This is a genomic window from Melioribacteraceae bacterium (assembly GCA_035362835.1).
GTDB lineage: Bacteria > Bacteroidota > Ignavibacteria > Ignavibacteriales > Melioribacteraceae > DSXH01.
On sequence record DAOSDY010000004.1, the window covers coordinates 56,714 to 79,387 of the forward strand.

Annotated in this window: 18 protein-coding genes and 4 tRNA genes; 21 read left to right on the plus strand and 1 reads right to left on the minus strand. The window is 38.3% G+C overall.

From position 1 onward, the window contains the following. Positions 1–67 precede the first annotated feature (67 nt). The 5 genes from PLZ15_13195 (at position 68) to PLZ15_13215 (ending at position 9,865) form a co-directional block, all read left to right on the plus strand. The gene (locus PLZ15_13195) at positions 68–901 is read left to right on the plus strand and encodes a fibronectin type III domain-containing protein (protein ID HOI30704.1); all 834 of its coding nucleotides are present in this window, start codon (positions 68–70) and stop codon (positions 899–901) included. Between the two features lie 114 nt (positions 902–1,015). Further along, positions 1,016–1,441, plus strand: a complete 426-nt coding sequence (locus PLZ15_13200; GenBank protein HOI30705.1) for a DUF4783 domain-containing protein — start codon at positions 1,016–1,018, stop codon at positions 1,439–1,441. 5 nt (positions 1,442–1,446) lie between these two features. Beyond that, the gene (locus PLZ15_13205) at positions 1,447–5,247 is read left to right on the plus strand and encodes an ATP-binding protein (GenBank protein HOI30706.1); all 3,801 of its coding nucleotides are present in this window, start codon (positions 1,447–1,449) and stop codon (positions 5,245–5,247) included. Further along, the gene (locus PLZ15_13210; protein ID HOI30707.1) at positions 5,244–8,789 is read left to right on the plus strand and encodes a UvrD-helicase domain-containing protein; all 3,546 of its coding nucleotides are present in this window, start codon (positions 5,244–5,246) and stop codon (positions 8,787–8,789) included. The genes PLZ15_13205 and PLZ15_13210 overlap by 4 nt, the downstream gene beginning before the upstream one ends. 14 nt (positions 8,790–8,803) lie before the next feature. Then, on the plus strand, positions 8,804–9,865 hold the full coding sequence (locus PLZ15_13215) for an N-acetylmuramoyl-L-alanine amidase (GenBank protein ID HOI30708.1): 1,062 nt from the start codon (positions 8,804–8,806) through the stop codon (positions 9,863–9,865). Here the strand turns inward: PLZ15_13215 and PLZ15_13220 are convergent, their stop codons facing one another. Then, positions 9,866–11,215 carry an MFS transporter gene (locus tag PLZ15_13220; GenBank protein HOI30709.1) on the minus strand — a complete coding sequence of 450 codons (1,350 nt, stop codon included), beginning with the start codon at positions 11,213–11,215 and terminating at the stop codon, positions 9,866–9,868. It abuts the gene before it with no gap. 131 nt (positions 11,216–11,346) lie between these two features. Between PLZ15_13220 and PLZ15_13225 the strand changes: the two genes are divergently transcribed. The 16 genes from PLZ15_13225 to rplA all read left to right on the plus strand — a co-directional run bounded on the left by PLZ15_13225 (position 11,347) and on the right by rplA (position 22,590). After that, on the plus strand, positions 11,347–12,363 hold the full coding sequence (locus PLZ15_13225; protein ID HOI30710.1) for a guanosine monophosphate reductase: 1,017 nt from the start codon (positions 11,347–11,349) through the stop codon (positions 12,361–12,363). 113 nt (positions 12,364–12,476) lie between these two features. Beyond that, entirely contained in the window at positions 12,477–13,727 is a 1,251-nt protein-coding gene (locus PLZ15_13230) for a pitrilysin family protein (GenBank protein ID HOI30711.1), read from the plus strand. Positions 13,728–13,741: 14 nt separating this feature from the next. Continuing rightward, positions 13,742–15,415 (plus strand): 2Fe-2S iron-sulfur cluster-binding protein, encoded by a 1,674-nt coding sequence (locus PLZ15_13235; GenBank protein ID HOI30712.1) that lies wholly within the window; start codon positions 13,742–13,744, stop codon positions 15,413–15,415. Between the two features lie 12 nt (positions 15,416–15,427). Beyond that, complete coding sequence (gene nuoH, locus PLZ15_13240) at positions 15,428–16,459, plus strand: NADH-quinone oxidoreductase subunit NuoH (GenBank protein HOI30713.1); 1,032 nt, start codon at positions 15,428–15,430, stop codon at positions 16,457–16,459. Between the two features lie 22 nt (positions 16,460–16,481). Then, positions 16,482–16,976, plus strand: a complete 495-nt coding sequence (gene nuoI / locus PLZ15_13245; protein ID HOI30714.1) for an NADH-quinone oxidoreductase subunit NuoI — start codon at positions 16,482–16,484, stop codon at positions 16,974–16,976. Between the two features lie 286 nt (positions 16,977–17,262). Continuing rightward, positions 17,263–17,928: a hypothetical protein gene (locus PLZ15_13250; GenBank protein ID HOI30715.1), complete on the plus strand. Its 666-nt coding sequence runs from the start codon at positions 17,263–17,265 to the stop codon at positions 17,926–17,928. 441 nt (positions 17,929–18,369) lie between these two features. Beyond that, positions 18,370–19,908, plus strand: coding sequence for a YifB family Mg chelatase-like AAA ATPase (locus tag PLZ15_13255; GenBank protein ID HOI30716.1), 1,539 nt, complete (start codon positions 18,370–18,372; stop codon positions 19,906–19,908). Between the two features lie 96 nt (positions 19,909–20,004). Continuing rightward, positions 20,005–20,088, plus strand: a tRNA-Tyr gene (locus tag PLZ15_13260). Positions 20,089–20,225: 137 nt separating this feature from the next. Next, positions 20,226–20,298: transfer RNA gene (locus PLZ15_13265), tRNA-Gly, on the plus strand. An 11-nt stretch (positions 20,299–20,309) separates the two neighbouring features. After that, a tRNA-Thr gene (locus tag PLZ15_13270) sits at positions 20,310–20,382 on the plus strand. 39 nt (positions 20,383–20,421) lie between these two features. Beyond that, positions 20,422–20,589 carry a 50S ribosomal protein L33 gene (gene rpmG / locus PLZ15_13275; GenBank protein HOI30717.1) on the plus strand — a complete coding sequence of 56 codons (168 nt, stop codon included), beginning with the start codon at positions 20,422–20,424 and terminating at the stop codon, positions 20,587–20,589. Position 20,590: 1 nt separating this feature from the next. Continuing rightward, positions 20,591–20,663 (plus strand) — tRNA-Trp (locus PLZ15_13280). A gap of 22 nt (positions 20,664–20,685) precedes the next feature. Further along, positions 20,686–20,868 (plus strand): preprotein translocase subunit SecE, encoded by a 183-nt coding sequence (gene secE / locus PLZ15_13285; protein HOI30718.1) that lies wholly within the window; start codon positions 20,686–20,688, stop codon positions 20,866–20,868. Further along, positions 20,869–21,414, plus strand: coding sequence for a transcription termination/antitermination protein NusG (gene nusG / locus PLZ15_13290; GenBank protein HOI30719.1), 546 nt, complete (start codon positions 20,869–20,871; stop codon positions 21,412–21,414). Positions 21,415–21,430: 16 nt separating this feature from the next. Further along, on the plus strand, positions 21,431–21,856 hold the full coding sequence (gene rplK, locus PLZ15_13295; GenBank protein HOI30720.1) for a 50S ribosomal protein L11: 426 nt from the start codon (positions 21,431–21,433) through the stop codon (positions 21,854–21,856). A 32-nt stretch (positions 21,857–21,888) separates the two neighbouring features. Continuing rightward, on the plus strand, positions 21,889–22,590 hold the full coding sequence (gene rplA / locus PLZ15_13300; protein ID HOI30721.1) for a 50S ribosomal protein L1: 702 nt from the start codon (positions 21,889–21,891) through the stop codon (positions 22,588–22,590). Positions 22,591–22,674: the final 84 nt, after the last annotated feature.

Genomic DNA, 22,674 nt, shown 5'->3' on the forward strand with positions numbered 1-22,674 from the left:
TTATTCAAGAGAATTTTCTGGCATTCCTCTTGAATTACTTTAGATAAAAATAACCAAGGAGGGGAAAATGAAACCAGTAAAATTATTCTTAGCGATACTCATCTTTGCAGCAGCAACTTTATTCACAGGATGTGATGAATTCGGGGACTATTTCTATGATGATGTACCCCCGTCACCCCCTGAAGGAATTTATACTGTCACCGGAGACGAAAGAGTTGATCTTTTCTGGGATGAGAATCCCGAGGGTGATGTAGCCGGGTATAATGTTTATTATGCATATTCATATGATGGTAAATATACTCTGCTCGGAAGCACTTATAATACTTCCTACATCGACTACGGAGCCAAGAACGGTACCACTTATTACTATGCGGTAACAGCTTACGATTACAATAACAATGAAAGCGACCTGAGTTACGAAGTTATTTACGATACTCCGCGTCCTGAAGGATTTAATCAGGCCCTATTCGATTACAACCGTTCTCCAAATAATTCCGGTTACGATTTCAGCAAATACCTGGTTGTTGCTTATAATTCCGATGATGCCGATTTCTTCTTCGAAAATTACAACGGTACATATTATCTAAATGTTTGGGATGATACTGATATTCAGGATATGGGTTTAACCGGGGATATCTGGGATATTAGCTATGCTCCATCTTCCGGTTGGGTACCGATGCTGCCGAACGAAAATGTGAAATATGTTGAAGCTCGGGTTGGTCATACTTATGTAATATGGACATGGGATAACCACTTTGCTAAAGTAAGGGTCAGAAGTATTTCAAACGACCGGATGGTTTTCGATTGGGCTTTTCAGCTTGTTGAAGGAAACAGGGAATTGAAGAGAACCACTTTCTCAAACGGAAGAAGCAATCATACCATTCTGAAAAAGAACCGGTAAGGTGATTGGTGTCTGCAAAAGTTCTTTTGGAAGCATACCAGCAATGGTATGCTTTTTTATTTCTTTTAATATATTTTGACAGAGGATAATTATAAAACTCTACAATTACTAATTATGAGACTCAGATCCATCATACTGATCATTCTTGTTTCTATTGCCGTATTAACTTCTGGAATAGAGGCACAGGAATCCCGTAACAGGGAGGTGAACAGACTCCTCATCAAAATTGAGGAAGGATTGAGCAGCGGTTCAGTCGATAAATTCTCAGGTTACTTCAGTCCGAGAAATTACCTTAGTCTCTCAAAAGGGCCCAGCGGATATTTTAGTGCCAACCAGTCGTATTATGTTATTAAAGATTATCTGAGCATCAACAAACCGTATTCATTTAATTTTACCAATATTGTTGCAGAGACGAATAATCCGTTTGCCGCCGGTACTCTTAAATTTAACAACAACGGAATCAGAGGCAGCGCAACAGTATTTATTACACTTCAGTTGATAGATGATCAGTGGCGCATTTCTCAAATCACAATTAATTAAAGTTGATGAGAGCATCAAAATTGCTGTCGAATAAAAAGTTTCTTTTCTTTCTCATTCTATCGCTCGCTTTTATTATTTCGGGCCTTCTTGAACCTGTCATAAGAAATAATATTGTTAAAGGATGGGAACAGGATCTTATTCTTCGCGTGATCAATAACGAAAACAGAATACTCGGTTTATTTAACGATAAGATGAATAATATCATAAAGACAACCGGGAAGTTAAAGGCCGATCTGCGAAATGTAATTAATGGCGATGATGCATCACTTCTTCTCGGTTTGATTTCGGAAGAAAAATTAAATCAACTCACTATTCAGGTTAACGATCAGAATTTTAAAATATTAGGATGGAATAACACTCTTATATTTGATGATAATGAGATTGCCGGTAATATTAACAGCCCCGGTCAGATCTTTTTAAAAAGAAAAAATCTTTCTACTTATGTTTTTCAGGTCGATACGCTCTATGCCGGCAATAAGATCTTCTATATTACGGTCGGGGAGGAAATTGAAAGGCATTATCAATTGACCGGATCCGCATTTTCGGAGGTCAGCTTTTCCGGAATACTTTCTAAAATCCTCTCAACATCAATTATTATCGAATATGACCGGAATGCAGACCTGTCCAGAGACGGGCGGAATCACTCATTCTTCTTTTTGAATAATTATAATAATAAGATCGGAGTTGTTACTTTTGAAAAACCGACACTCGATTTATCCCTGCGTGATCTTGATGAATTGTTTAAGGTAATTCAGTCTGTTCTATTATTACTCATAATCATTACAATCGGATGGATGGGAATTAATTTATTCCGGAATTTTAATAAGCGTATTTACAAATTTCTTTTAATTGCTTCATATCTGACTGTATTAAGAATAATGCTTTTTATTCCTGGAATACCTTCAAATTATCTCCATAATGAAATAACGGACCCATCAAACTTCTCGTCAGTATTTGCATTTGGAATTGTGAGATCTCCTCTCGATTTTTTTATCACAATATTGTTATTGACAATAATTGTCCTATATGCTTTCAAATACTCGACCGAATACCTTGAAAAAAGTGAGAATGGACCCGAGAACCGGTTGAAATATTATTTCCTTTCCCTTCCGGTTATTTTTCTGTTTTTCATTTTGCTACGCAGTATTGGTGCTTCAATCAGAAGTGTCGTTTTCGATTCAGCGATTAGATATTTCAAGGAGTTTGCTTTAATACCTTCCCCGGGTATACTGCTGATGGATCTCAACATTCTGCTGCTTGGTTTTTGCGGTGTTCTCCTGGCTGTTATGATTCTTAAATTCCTCTTTGTAACTTTTTCCGGTGGAAATAAAAACTTACACTTATTTAAAATAATACTATTCTTCATCCTGCTGCAGTTTCTCGGCTGGTTATTCGATTTTTTCCAGAAGCAGCCTCAGGGAACACCTTTCATTCGAATTTTATCCGTTACACTTTTATTTCTGCTGGCTTATGCTTCCTTTGTTAAACGTCATAAAATTATTCATTACATATATTACGGATTCGCCTCCTCGGTAATTACTGTCAGTCTGTTCGTCTATTTCAATTCTGAAATCGAAAGGGAGTCATTAAAAACTACCGCGTACGAGATCGCCGGTAGAAATGAGGGAATTTATGAATTTATTCTTTATCAGACTCTTTCACTTTCAGCGGCTGAAGGTATTCCGTTCAACGCTGCAGATAATTATTCATCGTTGGCTTTCGAAATCTGGAACAAGAGCCTTCTGTTCAGAGAGAGTATTCCCTCCGCTGTTTCGTTGTACAATTCCGATAGAATTCTTTTGGGGCAATTCAGTAATTCCGACCGTATAATAAATACGGGAATTGATAACTACCTGGATCAATCCGGGCCGGGTCCGAAAATATTCCGCGATAAAAATTTATACGGATCGCAACAGGTCCTTACCGGCATTGTCCGGTTAAATAGTCAATCCGGTTTCAATGGATTCCTTGCAGTTAGTGTGTTGTACGATAAATATTCTCCCCGCATTGATATCCTGCCGGAATTCCTCTCTGTTTCCCGGACCGGTATGGCATCTGCGACTGAATTTGAAAACCTTAAAATAATTTTCTTCGAAGAAGGATTTGTTGTTAAGACAATCGGCAATGTATCTCTAAGCTCGGCTGAATTGCAGAAGATCACCGATCCCCGGTTAACTGAGAACAACGAAGCGTGGATTAATCTCGATATAAATGGCGAAGCACACCTTCTCTTTATTCTTAAACCCGGTGAAAGAGAAAATGAAATTGTTGCTGTTGCTCTGGAACAGAAAAGATTTGCATGGAATCTCTCAAATTTTTTCAAAGTATTTTTTGTCCACTCCGTAATTATTCTTACTCTTTTCCTTATTTATTCGGCCGGTCATCTGAAAAAATGGAAAGCGTACCTTTCAAGCTACAGGACTAAGCTTACCTTCGCTTTTATTCTTGTTTCAGTTGTTCCGTTAATTGCGATAACTGCTTATCTGCGTAACATAAATGAAAATAAAAACGAAGAATTGATTAATAATAAACTTTCGGAAGATGCTCTTAAAATTAGTTCATATCTTAATCAGTACTTATCATCATCAACCGTAAATGCCCAGGCAATATTCGAAAAAGCAAATGCTGATCTCAATGTTGATTTTAACTGTTATATCAACGAAAAACTGGTTTACTCATCCGGTAAAGTTTTCTATGAAACCGGCCTTATCAATCCGGTTCTCAATCCGGCAGCATTCCGGAATTTTAGTATTCAGGAAAGCAGTAAGATCTTTTTGAAAGAAAGCTCAAATGGAGAAAAATATTATTCAGTATATATGAGTGCTGGTAATCAGGATAATCCTCTTATTATTAACGTAAGTACTTTAATGAACAGAATGAATCTGCCTCTTTCGAATGTGGAGCTTGATCTCTTCCTTTTCGGTATACTTGCAGTTGCACTTATCCTTCTAATTTCGCTGAGCACTATTCTTGCCGGTCAGATCTCTTCACCTATTAGGCGCTTGACCCACGCTACCAGGTCTATAGGAAGCGGCGACTTAAATATAGAAATCAAAGAAAAGAGCACTGGTGAAATAGGTGAGCTGGCGGAAGGTTTTAACATGATGATTAGAAAATTAAAAAAGAGTCAGATCGAACTCGCCCAGCTTGAACGTGAAACCGCATGGAAGGAAATGGCCAGACAGGTGGCCCACGAAATTAAAAATCCCTTAACACCCATGAAACTTTCTGTTCAGCAGCTGATTGCCGCCTACAGGGATAAATCCCCCAGGTTTGATGAAATCTTTAATAAGGTTACAATAACGTTTATTAACCAGATTGAGACTCTTAAAAATATTGCCTCCGAATTCTCCAATTTTGCAAGAATGCCGAAATTAAATATCGAAAAAGTTGAACTTGTCGCGTTGATAAGAGAAACTCTGAATCTCTTTTCCGATGAAAAATATCCGATTACATTAAACTCTCAAATCGATTCTATAATTATTAATGCGGATTCTGATCACTTGAGCCGAGCAATTATTAATTTAGTCAGAAATTCAATTCAGGCCGGGGCTTCTAATGTCTTTATCCGTATTTCGGCAGATTCAGCATCATGCCAAATAAGGGTCGTTGATAACGGAACCGGGATAGACACTAAAATCCTGGACCGGATATTTGAGGAAAATTTTACGACAAAATCGCAGGGTATGGGTCTCGGGCTCTCTCTTACAAAAAAATTTATTGACAGCATTGGCGGCACAATAGAAGTTGAAGATACTTCTGTTAGCGGGACTACTTTCTTAATTACTCTTCCGGTAAGTGAATGAAGAAATCTATAACTCCATTTCAAAAAGATGCTCTCGATTTTAGTTCGAACATTATTCTAACGGCTAATGCCGGCTCCGGCAAGACGTTTGTTCTTTCTAAACGTTTTGTTGAAATACTGCTTCAGGAGAATGTTGAGGTCGAGAATATTGTCGCTATTACTTTTACTGATAAAGCTGCAGGTGAGCTGAATAAAAAGATCGCTGGCGAAATTGAAGAACGCATTAAAGAAACAAGTGATCTTAAAGAACTGAGTAAACTTGAAAACGCCAGGAGGCAATTAGTATCCGCAAATATTTCAACAATCCATTCTTTCTGCATTGGCATCCTGAAGGAATTCTCTCCCGAAGCCGGTATAGATGCCAACTTTATTCCTGTGGATCAATCAACCTCCGATGAACTGATCCTACTTTCTATCGATGAATCCCTGAATCAGCTGATCAATAATCCCTATTGCAGCGAAGCACTGAAATATCTTATCCGGTTTTTCGGTTCTAAATTATCACTGATCGAAAACATACAGCATGGAATTGAACAGAGGAAAATTATTGAGCAGAATGCCAGAGCCTTATATGATAAGCCTGCGGAAGACTTTGTTTCAATGCTTAATAGTTTGTTCGACCGTTACTACGATCATTTTTTCCGTGCATCTGTTCAAAAAGCACTCAAATCTATATCAGCAATAAACTCGCATGCACTTAAGCTGAAACCCGAAAATCAAATTGCCCTCGATGTTCTTTCAATTTTGAAAACGCTCGTTAATACGGACAGTAGAAATGTGTTGTTCGATGGTCTTAAGAAATTACAGAATCTTATTTTGACTCAGAAACTTGAAATTAAGAACAGGGGATATCTTTCCAAAAACAGGGAGCAATTCAACTTTGAAATTGACGAGGTCGAATTATTGTTCGGTCGGCTCAGCCAGATTCTTAATTCGGATTACAGTGATAAAGCTCTTCTCGAATATTATAACTTCGGAAGGAACTACCTGAAAGTTTTTGATTATGTATTGAAACTCTACAGCGATAAAAAATCTGAAAAAGGATATCTCGATTTTGAAGATATTCTTCTGCTTACTCGGAAGATTATAGACAGGGAGGATGTTAAGGAATACCTCCGAATTCGGTATAAGTTTATTATGATTGATGAATACCAGGATACTAATGACATACAATACAGAATATTTATGCCGATTCTTGATAATCTTAAGCATGGAAATTTGTTTGTCGTTGGAGATGAGAAACAGAGTATCTATATGTTCCGGGATGCCGATCTGGCTGTCTTCAATAAAACGAAGGACGATATTGCGGGGCTTGACGAAAATGGAAGACTTCTGCTTCTGCCTCACAGTTTCAGAATGACTCCTGAACTGGTTCTCTTTACTAATAAATTATTCAGCCAGCTCTTCAGCGGAGCCGATCCGCTCCTTAATGAGGTCGGTTATAATGATTTAATTTATGCTAAGGAAGAAATTGAAAAGGGTGAAGTCAATTTCTTAATTGCCCGCGAGCCGGATTCGTTTACTGAAGCAGAACTGGTTGCATCCAAGATTCTGGAAATTGTTTCATCGGGAATCGTTAAGCTGAATGAAATCGGAATACTCTGCCGCAAAAGATCGATGTTCCAGGACCTCGAAGAAGTATTTGTAAGAAAGAATATCCCTTATACCGTCCTCGGCGGGAAGGGATTTTACCAGAAACAATCGATCTCGGATCTTTATAATTATCTCACTTTTCTTGTTAATCCTGATGATGATGCCGCACTTCTCGGGATCTTAAGATCACCTTTCTATAACTTTTCGGATCCTAAACTGTTCGAAATCTCCTTGATGGACGGAAAGAATCTTTTTGAAAAATTGAAATCATTTTCTGTGAAAGATGTTCAATCTAAAAACTCTGTAATAAGTCTCAACAGTCACCTGGCCCTCTCAGTCTCTTCCGAAATCTTTATACTTATCCGGAGAATTCTATCCGACCGGGGTTACTGGTCAGTTGTAAGTTCTAAAAGGAATTCTACTCAGGAGCTGGCAAACCTTAATAAACTGATTTCTATCGCCAGAGATTTTCATAGTAAGAGTTTTAAAAATTTGTACGACTTTACACTTTATCTCCGGGACGCAATTGATTCGATGCAGGATGAGGGTCAGGCCCAGATAGCTAAAGATTCAGAAACAGTTAAGCTCCTTACTATTCATCAGTCCAAAGGCCTCGAATATAAAGCGGTTTTCCTTTACGGTTGCAACGATTCAGCTAAAGAGAATTTGATCAGGTCGCGCTCAATGGGTATCGATAAGGAATTCGGTTTCCCGGTTAAAGTTTTTTTGGACGGAAATTATTTCGCCGGCGCCGTTACTCCTGCGGTTGTCTCACTCTACAATTATATCCATCAGCAGAAAAACAACGCTGAGATAAAACGGCTTTTATATGTCGCGGTTACCCGTGCCATGAATTATCTTTTCATCTCTTCGACCTTGAATAAAAACCCATCCGGCGGTTCATTTCTTGAAATGTTCAGGGCGGGATTGAATATTAATTTTGAGAACCGGCAGCTGCTGTTGTCAGGTGATGTTCTATTTATGATCAAGAAAAATGAGAGCTTCAACTTTCAAAAAAATACTATATCAACAGAAATAGGGCTCGCTTCTGAATTTAAAGAACTGCCGCCTCTAAAAACCGGTGAGACTGAAAACACCGGAAAGAAAATATTGCTGCAGAAAATCTCGGATAGGCCAAAGAAAGAGATTATTTCGGCAACAAAAATATCTATGTTTACACAGTGCCCCGTTAAGTATGAATTGACGTATGAACTCGGCTATCCGACTGTTTATAATATGTTAAAAAAATACTCTGCGAATGAATACGAATTTAATTCAAAAGAGGATGAAGAATTAAAACAATATGCGGAAATTAAAGGTAGAATTATCCATTCCCTGTTGAGTGAAAACGTTGAGAGAGCCAATATCGATGTTGTATTGGGAAAATATATGGCATCGGAATCGATTAACAATCCCGAACAGATCCTTAAACTTAGAAAGTCTGTTTCAGATACTTTGAATAGATTTTTTGACTCAAGGATATTTAAGGAAATTCTGAACTTTACCGATTTCAGAAATGAATTCGAAATCTATGCTGAAGAAGGGGATAACTTCCTCTACGGAATTGTTGACCGTCTGATTATTGAAAAAGAGAGATTGTTGATAATTGATTATAAAACCGATGATATTGATAAAGAAATGATAGAAAACCGGGCCGCAGATTATTATCAGCAATTGAATTTCTATGCTTACATTCTCTCTAAATTTTTTACAGAACAGAAATATTTCGATCTTCAGCTGGTTTTCCTGAAATATCCGGATCAGACAGTGATTAAAAGAATTGATAGAAACGACCTAATGAAATACCGGAACGGCCTTGTAAGTTCAATTAATAACATTCAGGATAAATATTATAAACCCAATCTGGATCATTGCGGAAAATGCCACTTCTCCTTAGAAGAGAATAAGTGTGTTAAATTAATTGCCTCGGGAGTTAATCAGGAATGGTAATTCACGGATCATTAATGAAAAAAATAAATATTGCTTTTATTCTATTGTCTTTGGTTCTGTTTGTTAAATGCACAACGATAAATCTGCCGTTATATGAAATCCCTCCCGACTGGAAGGATGAAACTGTTAGAACAAAAACCATATCGGATTACTCAAAGTACCTGTACGGGAAAAAGATTTTTCTGGATCCCGGACACGGTGGCGAAGACAGAAGAAATAAAAGCCGTTCGGGCGATGTTGTTGAAGCAGATGTAAATCTAAGTGTAGCACTTTTTCTGAAGGATTATCTTAATTCTGCAGGTGTTCAAGTATTCTTATCGCGTGATAAGGACGAAACCGTTCAGCTCGCCCGCCGTTCTGAATTGGCCGATTCAAGCGGTGCCGATCTCTTCATCAGTATTCATCATAACGCTCCCGCAAAATGGGAGGACGACTGGACCAATTACACTTCAACGTATTATCACGCTAAGGAGACCGATTACGAATATGAACCGTGCGAGCGGGATCTCGCCCGCTACATCCAGAGGGATCTCTCTTACGTTATGAGAAATCCTGGCGGACTCGGATCATTCGACGGAACCTATTCGGATTATCTGATCTATCCGGGTGAAGGGTTTTCTGTTCTGCGAAGGACTAAGATACCATCAGTTCTTGTTGAATGCGCATTCCACACTAACCGTCTGGAAGAGCTCAGACTGAATGATGAAACATTTAACAGAATTCAGGCGTGGGGAATTTTTAGAGGTATTGCAAAGTATTTTCGGGCCGGTATTCCTTCAATCGAATTTTTGCCGGACAGTTCTGTAAATTATGAGAGCGGGTCTCAGCTCCTTTTTCTGCTTAAAGATTCTACGGGTATTAATCCGAGGTCCATCTTTGTTTATCTGGACAGGAATGAAATAAAATTCGATTATGACGAGAAAAACCGGCTGCTGAGAATTGATGCAGGCAATTTAAACGATCAGGAAAAAAATCTGAGAATAATCTGTGCAAATAAAAACGGGAACCATTCATTACCTTTTCACCGCAAAATTGTAATGATTGATTCCCGTCCGGAATTAATTAAACTAGATTGATCAGGCTGCCTGCTTTTTCTTATCAATTCGTTCAGTAACAATTTTATAAATGAACAAAGCGATTGCGGCAACCAATCCGATCGCAAGGAAATAATACCAGATCAGGTGTGCATCCTGGTAGTAGGCCGCACGCTCTATTTCGGTTAACCCTGCGGGTAATGTCTTGGGATCGGGACAGTAATTATCAAGCAGAAATCCCGACATAATAAAACCGGTTAGCGCCGAGAAAAAAGAATGAAGGTGGCTGAATCCCAGATAAACACCTTCTTCACCTTTTGGTGCTTGCAGTGAAAAATATTCTAGAAACCTAGGCGAAATAAAACACTCCGCCAGTCCCTGAATCCCAATTCCCAGTATCATCATCACTGTTAGCGGGTGAAGGGCAAACCATCCGAATATTGAAACTGCATCCCCGGTTATACCTTCGAGTGTTTGGCTTCCGGCCATCGCCAGAGCTGAGAAAGGCATCAGAAGCATTCCAACCAGCATTGATGTTACCGCTTTTTTATTCTTCATTAACTGTGTAATCAGTACTACAAACAATACAACTACAAGCGGATTAACATTTGCGAGCCATTCCGGACGTGCATCGTCACCCAACAGTCGTATTACATATTTAGGCATTGTTGCATATAGCTGATGCTGAATTATCCAGAATCCGGTTACAATCAGTATTAATATAATTAGCCTTGGCGTTGAGAAGATCTTCTTTAGAGAAGTCAATACATCATTAATAGTTTTACTCTTATGCCCGGTATCAACCTGCTTGAAAAAAAAGATCGCAAATAGAAGCGCAATAAAAGACATTGCCGCAGAAAAGAAATTGACATATTCTAATCCTAAACCCTGTCTTATAAAAGGAACGAAAGTTTTTCCGCTGAATGAACCGATATTGACAACCCAATAGAAAAGAGCATATCCCCGTGCGCGGTTGTCTTCGTTGGTTGTCTTTGCCACTGTCCCGGTTATTAACGGTTTAATAAATGAACCGCCGATCATCGAGATGATTAAGAAAAGAATGACAAGCATTTTGGAATGCCAGACGCCTAAAAGAAAATATCCGATTGTTAAAAGTGAAAAGGCCAGAATAAGTCCGTTCTTAAATCCTATCTTATCGCTTATCGCGCCTACAAATGGAGGAAGAAAATACAATCCTGCAAAGAAAATACCGGCTACAATTCCGGTCTCTTTGTCGTTGAACCCGACTATGTCGGTAAGGTATAAAGTCAGCACAATAAAAAATCCGTAATAAGCAGCGCGTTCAAACAACTCCATTAAATTTGCGAGCCAGAAATCCTTTGGAAATCTCCATGTCTGTTTGCCTGACGTTTTGTTTTCTGTTGAAGTCATATTATTCCCGGTTATGAAAAAGTTGGCGAAAATTAGAAAAATTTGGACTCACTTAAAACTGTATCGATATTTTTGTATGTTTGCACGGTTAGCTGTTTATAAAAAAAAATAAAATAATACCGGACAGATCAATGAAAATCTATTCTAAAAAAGAATTGAATCAGTATTCTCTTTCACTTACTTACGACGATATAAGTCTTATCCCGCTAGAGATATCCCAGGTTAAAACAAGGAACGAAATAAACACACGGACAACCGTTGCAGGTGTTGAAGTTTCTGTGCCTGTTATTTCCAGCCCGATGGATACTGTAACTGGAATTGAGATGGCAAAAGAACTATCTAATCTTGGATGCATTGGGATACTCAACCGTTTTAATTCTTCTCTTTCGGAACTGGTCGGCAGCGGTAATTTGATTGAGGGTATTAAAGCTGTCTCAATTAGCCTTACTGCAGAGGACTCAATTATTGCACCCCTGGCTGAAAGGGGAATAATTATCTGTATTGATACTGCTAACGCAAATAATGCATTCGTATTAAGGAAATGTGAAGAAATTAAATCCAGGTATAACTCTAAAGTAATTGTCGGAAATATTGCGCACGGATCTACACTTAAACAGCTTGTAGATGCCGGTGCTGATGCCGTAAGAATAGGTATCGGAGGCGGAAGCGTTTGTACAACATCTGTTCAGACGGGAATCGGAATTGGACAGGTATCATCCCTGCTCGATGTTTATTTTACAAAACTTGAACAGAAACTCGATATAGTACTTATTGCTGACGGGGGAATTAAGAGCCCCGGAGATGTTGCAAAAGCTCTTGCTTGCGGAGCAGATGTTGTTATGCTCGGAAGAATGCTGGCCGGTACTAAGGAGACTCCGGGTGAGGTGATAAAATATAATGACCAGTTGTGGAAGAAATACAGAGGTTCTGCATCCTTCGGTGTTAAAATGAAAAATGAATTTATTGAAGGGGAGGAAACTCTTGTCCCATATAAGGGAGCTGTAAAAAATGTTATCAACGGTATCTCGGACGGTCTTAGAAGCGCAATGAGTTATCTGAATTGCAATTCGTTAAAAGAACTGAATAATATAGATAGCTTTGCTGTTCTTAGCACAAGTTCCTACCTCGAAAGGTTGCCGCGTAAATAAAATAATCTTAAAAAATGGGGGACTTCCTATTAAGTCCTCCTGATTTGAAAACCGGTCAACCATTCTCTATATTTGCCCATTAATTTAGTAGACAAATTGCGAAGAAATTCTCTTTGAACAATATAAAAATTACACATCTGCCAAACGGTATAACCGTCATTTCTGAAAAAATTACTCATGTAAAATCCTTCTCTCTAGGATTCTGGTTTAATGTCGGTTCCCGTGATGAGAATTTTAATAATAACGGTATTAGTCATTTCCTCGAACATATGTTTTTTAAAGGAACCCGTAAAAGGAGTGCCAGAAAAATTGCTGAGGATATCGAATCACTCGGCGGTTACCTGAATGCTTTTACCTCAAAAGAACATACCTGTTTTTACGGCCGGGGTCTTATTGAGCATATTGAACAGACTTTCGAAGTTCTTGCTGATATGATCCAGAACTCTGTTTTTAGTCCTAAAGAAATTGTAAGGGAATCCGGAGTCGTAATTGATGAATTGTATGATATAGAGGATTCGCCTGACGAGTTGATATTCGACAAATTCGAGAATAATGTGTTTAACGGAAATTCGCTTGCTATGCCTATAATTGGAACCGAAAAAAATCTCAGATCTTTCAAACAGAAGGATCTTAAAAAGTATGTGAATGAAAATTACACTCTCGAAAATCTTTTTATTGTCGCATCCGGAAATATTAACCACAGCAAACTTCTTTCTTTTGTTAATAAGTATGTTGAGCATAAATCCCAATCATCCCGTCCGGAAATTAGAGATGTAAAACTGAATCCCTGTTCCGATCTTTTTGTTGAGAAAGATACTCAGCAGGTCCATTACATTATCGGAAAAACCACTTACGGAACAAAGGATAAAAAACGGATCGGCGTTAATCTACTTTCTCATATACTCGGCGAAGGGAGCAGCTCGCGGCTTTTCCAGAAAATAAGAGAGGAGAATGGAATTGCCTACCAGGTTAATTCATTTCTAAATTCGTTCTATGATATTTCGACTTTCGGTGTATATCTTTCAACGAACGAAAAGTCAGTCTATAAAGCTCAAAAACTTATTCTGGAAGAATTTAATAAAATTAAAAGCAGGAAAGTAAGCGATACTGAGCTTAGTCGTGCAAAAGAATATTTAATTGGAAATATGCTTATGAGTCTGGAAAGCACTACCAATAGAATGCTGAGAATTGCCCAGTCAGTAATCTATTTTAACAAAGTGAAAAGTGTTGAAGAGACGATTCGCAAAATTAATGCGGTTTCGGCAGAAGAAATCAGGGATCTTTCCAATGAAATTTTTGAAAATGGAACAATGACAAGAGTAATTTTATCTCCGAAAAATTTACTCCTTCAACGAGTCGCATAAAAGAAGGAATTTTAATGCCATTTATTACAATAAATAATAATCAAATCGAATTTAAGCAGGGTCAGACGATTATTGAAGCCGCAAGATCTGCGGGTATAGATATTCCACATTTCTGCTGGCATCCAAAACTGTCTGTTTCCGGAAACTGCCGCGTTTGTCTGGTTGAAGTTGAGAAAATGCCGAAGCTCGTTATAGCCTGTTCTACGCTTGCAGCTGAAGGCATGACCGTTCATACAAATTCAGAAAAAACTCTTGAAGCACGTAATGCGGTTATGGAATTTATTCTTATTAATCACCCTCTCGATTGTCCCATCTGCGATGAAGCAGGTGAGTGCAAACTTCAGGAATATGCTTATTCCCATGGAAAAGGTGAAAGCCGGTTCGAAGAAATTAAAGAGAGAAAGGAAAAACGTGTTCAGCTCGGTCCGTTTATCAAGTTCGACGGCGATCGATGTATCTCATGTTCTAGATGTATCCGGTTTTCGGATGAGATTGCTAAATCTAATCAGCTCACATTCGTGAAACGTGGCGATAGAGTCACTATCTCGACCTTCCCCGGTGAATCTTTCGATAATCCTTATACTCTTAATACAACGGATATTTGTCCCGTTGGCGCTTTAACTAATCAGGATTTCAGATTTAAATCGCGTGTATGGGAAATGTCGAATACCGGTTCTGTTTGTATCGGCTGCTCGCGTGGGTGCAATACTGAAATATGGGTCCGTAATAACGAGATTCTCCGGCTTACTCCAAGACATAATGAAGATGTAAATAGTTACTGGATGTGCGACAGCGGAAGACTGAATACTTTCAAATTTGTTAATGCTGAAAATAGAATTGATGGCGTATTCGTCAGAGAGAATGGAGAATTGGTAAAATCTGAATTGCAGCATGCGGTTAAATATATGGTCGGCCAACTGAAAAAATTTAAGCATAGTGAAATTGCATTTATCGGTTCACCCTTTGCTACCTGCGAGGATAATTTCCTACTGGTTAAATTGGCTAAATCACTCGGTATCTCTAATATCGATTTGATTAATCACATTATACCAGGGGATCGGGACGATATATTAATCCGTGAGGACAAAACTCCAAATTATCTCGGTGCCCGCCTGATCGGTGTAAAACCCGGTCAGAATGGATTTGGAATTGATGGAATTTTAAAAGGAATTAAAGAAGGCAGGATTAAAGCACTTTATGTCATTGAAGAAGATCTTATTTCAATAGGTGATGAATGGAAACAGGCTCTCGAAAATCTAGAATTGGTGATTGTACATAGTTCGAATTTTAATGAGACCGCGGTAAGAGCCCACATTTTATTCGGTGTATCAACTTATGCAGAAAAGCATGGTACTTTTGTAAACTTTCAGGGACGCCTGCAGCGGATTCGGCCGGCAGTTACAACCGCAGAAGGGGATAGGGCTCTTGATGGTATGAATATGAGCAGATGGGATAAATTCGGTACAAAGTTCGACCGCTGGATGCAGGGACGTAAATATGATGTGAAACCTAGTTGGAAAATTCTTTCTATGGTTTATTCTCAGATCGGGAATAAAGTAAAATATGATATGGCTGAAGAGGTCTTCTCGGATATTGCCAGGTCAGTTAGTGAGTTTAACAATCTTGATTATGATTTGATTGGTGAACTTGGAATTAGACTTCAAACCAAAGCGACATTTTCTGTTTAACAGGGAAATAAGATGACAGTCTTTGAAATTATTGTAATATCGCTTATCAAAATTCTTTTTGTTGTTGCAGTGATGTTTCTAACAGTCGCATATCTAGTCTATTTCGAAAGAAAAGTAAGTGCGTGGGTTCAGAACAGAATGGGTCCTAATCGTGTTGGCTATAGAGGATTGCTTCAACCTTTTGCAGATGTATTTAAATTGCTTGTTAAAGAGGATATTGTTCCGGATGCTGCGAATAAGCCTCTTCATACCTTAGCCCCCTTCATCGCCCTTTTTGTTGCATTTGCTACATATGCTGTTATTCCGTTCGGACCCTCAGTCAATATATTTGGATACGAGATTAAACTTGTTGTTGCGGATGTAAATATCGGCGTACTATATGTGCTCGCGTTAACTTCTCTCGGTGTTTACGGAATCACATTCGCAGGATGGTCTTCCGGCAGCAAGTATTCACTACTCGGAGGAATAAGATCCTCGGCTCAGATGATCTCTTACGAAGTCTCTATGGGCTTTTCGATTGCGGGAGTGCTGTTGTTTTCGGAATCTCTGCGCCCTGTTGATATAGTAAATGCCCAATATGGATGGATGTGGAATGCGGTCTTACAACCAATTGGATTTATCACATTTGTTGTGTCGGCTTTTGCGGAAACGAATCGTCTCCCGTTCGATCTGCCGGAAGCAGAACCTGAACTGGTCGGTGGTTATCATACTGAGTATTCTTCATTCAAATTTGCCGGTTTCTTTCTTGCTGAATATGCTAACATGATAATTGCCAGCTGTATGATCGTTACTCTCTATTTAGGAGGTTGGCAGATCCCTTATATTGATCAGCTCGGAATTAATCAAACATTAACCGTGATATTACAGGTGGGTGCGTTCATCTTTAAAGTAATTTTTATCCTTTTTGTTTTTCTGTGGGTAAGGTGGACAATACCGAGATTCCGTTACGATCAGCTGATGAATATAGGGTGGAAGGTTATGTTTCCGCTTTCGCTGGTTAACATTATTTGGGTCGCTGCAATAATTATGATTTTTAATCTGTAAAAGGGAAATTCTAAGGAAAGCTATGGTAGAGAAAAAAAGAAAAAAAGATCTCGGCTTTTTTGAAAGAATTTATGTTGTAGAGATTCTTAAAGGTATGATCCTTACGTTTAAGAATATGATCCGCCCGAAAGTAACAATGGAATATCCCGAAGTAAAATTTGAACCGCCTGCGTCATATCGAGGAAGACCAGTGCTTGTTCAGGAAAAGAACGGTGTTGAAAGATGTGTCGCATGCGGATTGTGTTCCAGAGTTTGTCCGGCTCTTGCAATCGAAGTACAGGCGGCTGAAACAGAACTCGAAAAAGAGAGATATCCGGAAAAATTTGAAATAAATATGCTTAGATGTATTTTCTGCGGATTCTGCGAAGAGGTATGCCCGGAAGAAGCAATTGTTATGAGCAAGGATTATGAACTTGTTTTTACAAATAGGGATGATGCAATTTATGGAAAGGATAAATTATTAGTGCCTGTTGAACAATTAAAGGATCGTATAGAATTCCTAAGAAAGTTTAAATAATGTATTGAAGAGATTTTATAATTAGTAGTATTTCTGCAATTTTGTATCTATTCTGCAAGCTAGTATATACTTGATATCGACAAGTATAAATAAGCCACTTCCGTTAAGTCATTTTGCAATTAATGTATAATAGCACTCAGCGGCTATTATATTTTTACATTCCTTAATAAATAAACTCAATAATACTAATATTAAGATTAGTGAATATTGATATATTTATATTTATATTACTTAGGGGAAAAAGGGGAAAGTAGGTCTATCAATAATTATTTTTTTTGGGGGTATTATGAAAAAAATAGCTTTAATTATCGTGTTACTATTTCTATCATTAAGTTGTGTCCTTTTTCTGACTTGTCAAGATAATACTAAGTTACCATCACAGCCGTCTCAGAATCAATCTTCACCAATTGCAAAAATATCTTATTTAATTGCCAACGAAAGAATAAAGTCATTATGTATTGGTGAAATTGAAGCTCTTCTTAATATTAGAAATTCTATAATGGAAAAAGTCATAAAAAATAGCGTCGATATTCTAGCATTAAAAAAGGCTTATCTTGAAAAGGACGAATTAAAAATTAAGAACCTTTTAAATTATTCTAATGATGAATTAGAAGCTATGAATATTGAATTGAAAAAGCTCACTTCTTCAATTAAAAATAAAGTCCCAGAAATTATTAATCTAATAAATGCAAAAGAAAAGAACAATTGTAGAACTTGCGATATTGAAAAATTTTTTGATAACTTTAATCATTATGCAAGAATTAATACTACAATTAATAAGAATCGATTAAGAAAGACTATGGAAGAATCTGGTGATAATTGTCACTGGATTCAGTATGGGGCATGTTTATCCTTATGCACATTATGCGGGCCTCTCTGGTATTGGCCATGCTCTTATCTCTGCCTATGCACATATTGTTGTGGCCCTACCATAGATGACATCTGTAATTAAATTACATTATAAATAAAAGCATAATGGAGGAATCATGACAGTATTGATGATTAGTATGGTCGTGATCTTTTTCGTACTAAGTTTTGTAATCCCAAGTAGTAATGTAATGATCCGTCAAGTAATTGGAGTCCTAGGATTAATAATCTTTATTTACACAGCATTTACTCAAGAGGAGTTGAAATATCCATCTTTATTTTTTGCATTGCTAAGTATAGCATTTATGTCGAGAAATTTTAAAGACTTCAATAAACTGTTCAAAACAAAAAAACTTAATAAATAAAAAGTGTTAATTAGACCTCCCCTTTTGCCTTTTTGAGGGCCCTCATTTAACGAGGGCCTTTTATTTATCGTTTTAAAAAAATAAGTGTAATAAATTACCATTACATTTTCATTGTATTACTTTTTTCACTAGATTTCAATTGAAAGTAAAATAGAGATTGTATGTTTTCGAAAATAATCTCTGCAGCTACTTTTGGAATTGATGCTTATATAGTCGAGGTTGAAACTCACAGCGAAAGGCAACTCCCCTCAATTACAATTGTCGGTCTCCCAGATAATGCTGTAAAAGAAAGTAGAGAAAGAGTAACAGCCGCATTAAAAAATTCAGGATTCGAATTCCCGCTTAAAAAAATAACAGTCAATCTCGCTCCGGCGGATATAAAAAAAGAGGGGAGTGCATTCGACCTTCCGATAGCGATCGGGATACTTGCCGCAAATGAATCGATCGAGATGGACCGCCTCGATACAATGATGTTTCTTGGAGAACTTTCTCTTGATGGCTCCCTAAGGAAAATCAAAGGGTCTCTTCCAATCGCAGTTGAAGCTAAAAGAATCGGAATTTGCCGTATTGCACTTCCTATCGATTCTGTCAAAGAAGCTTCGATTGTAGAAGGAATAGATGTGTTCGGATTATCTTCACTTGGCGAAGTGGTCGAATTTATTTCGGAACCTGAAAAGTTTAAACCGGTTAAAACTGACCGGGCCGATATTTTTGCCGGTGTAAATAATTATTCACTCGATTTTTCAGACGTTAAAGGTCAGGAAAATGTGAAACGCGCTCTTGAGATTGCTGCTGCGGGAGGTCATAATATTCTGATGATCGGTCCTCCCGGATCCGGAAAAACTATGCTTGCAAAGCGGTTACCCTCAATTCTTCCACCGCTTACATTTGAAGAAGCACTCTCTACTACTAAGATCCATTCTGTTGCCGGTATACTTCCGAAGGATAAAGCTTTGATTACGGAAAGACCATTCCGCAATCCTCATCACACTATTTCTGATGCAGCCCTTATCGGCGGTGGTTCAGTACCCAGGCCGGGTGAAGTCTCCTTTGCTCACCATGGAGTCTTATTCCTGGATGAACTGCCGGAATTTAAAAAGAATGTACTGGAAGTTTTAAGACAACCTTTGGAGGATTCCAGAGTTACGATAAGCCGTTCGAAAATGTCTGTTGAATTCCCGGCTAATTTTATGCTGGCTGCAGCTATGAATCCTTGTCCTTGCGGTTATTTCACAGATCCGAACAAGGAATGCACTTGCAATACCGGCCAGATCCAGAAATATATGTCAAGAATTTCCGGACCGTTACTCGATCGGATTGATATTCATATCGAAGTTCCTTCAGTTAAATTCAAGGACCTCGCTTCCGGCTCCAGTGGTGAAAGATCGGAATTCATTCGAAACCGGGTTGTTGATGCCAGAAAGGTTCAGTTTAAAAGGTTTGAAAATTTACCTAATGTTTATTGTAATGCAGACATGGGTACTAAAGAGCTTCGAAAATTCTGCAGAATCGATTCTTCCTCAGAAGATCTATTAAAAATGGCAATGACCAGACTCGGATTATCTGCGCGGGCATATGACCGGATTATCAAGGTAAGCAGGACTATTGCGGATCTGGAAATGTCCGAAAGTATTTTACCACAGCATATAAGTGAGGCAATTCAATACCGTAGTCTTGACAGAGAATTATGGGGCCATTAAAAAAGATTAAAAAAACTCTTATTCAATTCTTGCATTTTTAGAAAACCCGCTCTATATTTGAAGCTCGCTTTTTGAGTTAGTGGGTGAATTTTATCCGGGCGGACGCCGGAGTTGGAGAGCCGGGGCGGACTGTAAATCCGTTGGCAAACGCCTTTGGGGGTTCGAATCCCTCGCCGCCCACATACTGAAATTGATGAAGGAGAAAAAATCCCAGTTTTGTTCGTACTTCGTCAGTTTTTCCCTGAAAATAGAATAAAAGTGTTGATTTTAGAGGATTTTTCATCTTCTTTGATTGTTTTTTGTCTTATGTGAAATTTGCGGGAGTAACTCAGTTGGTAGAGTCACAGCCTTCCAAGCTGTTGGTCGCGGGTTCGAGTCCCGTCTCCCGCTCTAGATCAACTGCTGATGTAGCTCAGTTGGTAGAGCACTTCCTTGGTAAGGAAGAGGTCACCGGTTCAATCCCGGTCATCAGCTCAATCTGAAAAAACATAGAGATTTAACAGGAATAATTTAATGGCAAAATCAAAAAATATCAGACAGATAATAGTTCTTGAAAGCAGTGCCGGAACCGGTTATCGTTATTCTACCAAAAAGAATAAAAGAAATCATCCTAATCGAGTTGAATATAAAAAGTACGATCCGATCGCTCGTAAACACGTAGTATTTAAAGAAACTAAATAATACGTCAGTAGCTCAATTGGCAGAGCAGCGGTCTCCAAAACCGCAGGCTGGGGGTTCGAATCCCTCCTGACGTGCACCAGTTAAAAGCGAAAAAATATGAAAGAAAAAATTATCAACTTTGTTAATGATGTGGTTAAGGAAATGAAAAAAGTTACCTGGCCTACAAGAGATGAATTGAAGGAATCTACTTCAATTGTTATTGTTGTTTGCCTCATTCTTGCCGCATTTACTTATGTTATCGACATGACCGTAACTCAAATTTTAAAGGGAATTTTCTAGTTGGAAAATGAAAAATCAAAATGGTATGTGGTTCGTACTTTCTCCGGTCATGAGAACAAAGTTAAATCATTGATTGAAAATGAGCTTCGCGACAATGATGAACTTAGAGCCAGAATATTCGAAGTCCTCGTCCCTACTGAAAAGGTCTTTGAGGTTAAAGACGGCAAGAAAAAAACGAAAAAGAAAAATTTCTTCCCGGGGTATATACTCGTATGTGCCGACCTCGATATAAAGGCCAAGGACTTTATTATAAATACTCCTTCGGTTATGGGATTCCTGGGTTCGCAGAATAATCCGATTCCGCTTCAGCACGATGAAGTTAAAAGAATTGTTGGAAGAATCTCCCAGAACGATGAAACGGAAAGGACCGAAACAATATTCCGTTCCGGCGATTTCGTTAAAATTATTGACGGCCCGTTCAATAATTTCTCAGGTGTTATCCAGGAAGTAAATGAAGAAAAAATGAAAATTAAAGTAATGGTATCAATCTTCGGCAGAAAAACTCCTGTCGAAATTGATTTCGTTCAAGCTGAATTAGAGAAATAATTAATTAGGTAAAAATATGGCAAAGAAAGTAGATGGATTTATTAAGTTGCAAATTCCCGCAGGTCAGGCTAATCCTTCTCCACCGGTTGGACCAGCGTTAGGTCAAAAGGGTGTTAATATTATGGAGTTCTGTAAGCAGTTTAACGCCAGAACTTCCGATAAGCAGGGTTTGATTATTCCGGTTGTTATAACTGTCTATTCCGATAAATCATTCACGTTTATCACAAAAACTCCCCCTGCTGCTGTACTCTTAAAGAAAATTGTAAAGGTAGAAAAAGGCTCGGCCGAACCTAATAAAACTAAAGTTGCTAAGGTTTCTAAAGCCCAGCTTAAGGAAATTGCAACAATTAAAATGCCCGACCTTAATGCTCATGACGTTGATCAGGCAGTTAGTATGATAGCCGGAACAGCACGCAGCATGGGAATTACAGTAGAAGATTAATAGTTTATAAATTATATCCGTGGAAATTACAAATGAAATTAGCTAAAAGAATAAAAACGATTAGAGAAAAAGTAGATACTACTAAAGAGTATACTCTTGAAGAGGCCGTTAAACTTCTGAAAGAAAACTCCAAAGTAAAATTCAATGAATCTCTTGATTGCGCTATCCGCCTTGGTGTGGACCCACGCCATGCAGACCAGATGATCAGAGGTACAGTATCTCTGCCTCACGGAACCGGTAAAAAAGTTACTGTTCTTGTTGTTGCTAAAGGTGCTCTGGCCGAAGAAGCTTTGAAGGCCGGTGCCGAATATGCCGGATTCGAAGAGTATATCGAAAAGATTAAAAACGGATGGGCCGAAGTTGATGTTATTATCGCTACCCCGGATGTTATGGGTGAAGTTGGTAAACTCGGTAAGGTTCTCGGTCCGAAAGGTTTGATGCCGAATCCAAAGAGCGGTACTGTTACTCCGGATGTTGTTAAAGCCGTTAAAGAAGTTAAAGCAGGAAAAATTGAATTCAGAGTTGAAAAAGCAGGTATTATTCATACTTCACTGGGGAAACTGAATTTTTCTCCTGAACAGCTTGTTGATAATACCAGAGCTTTTCTGTATACAATTATTAAAATGAAACCTTCTTCTGCCAAAGGTCAGTATGTAAAGAGTGTTTTTCTTTCTTCTACAATGGGACCCGGTTTAAGAATCACTAAAGAAGAACAATCGTTATCGCTTAAATAAAAAATTACGCACTCATCCCGTTTGTGAGCGGGATTTGTAAACGCTTCAAAAGCCGATTCGTTGATTATAAACTGATTCGGGAGG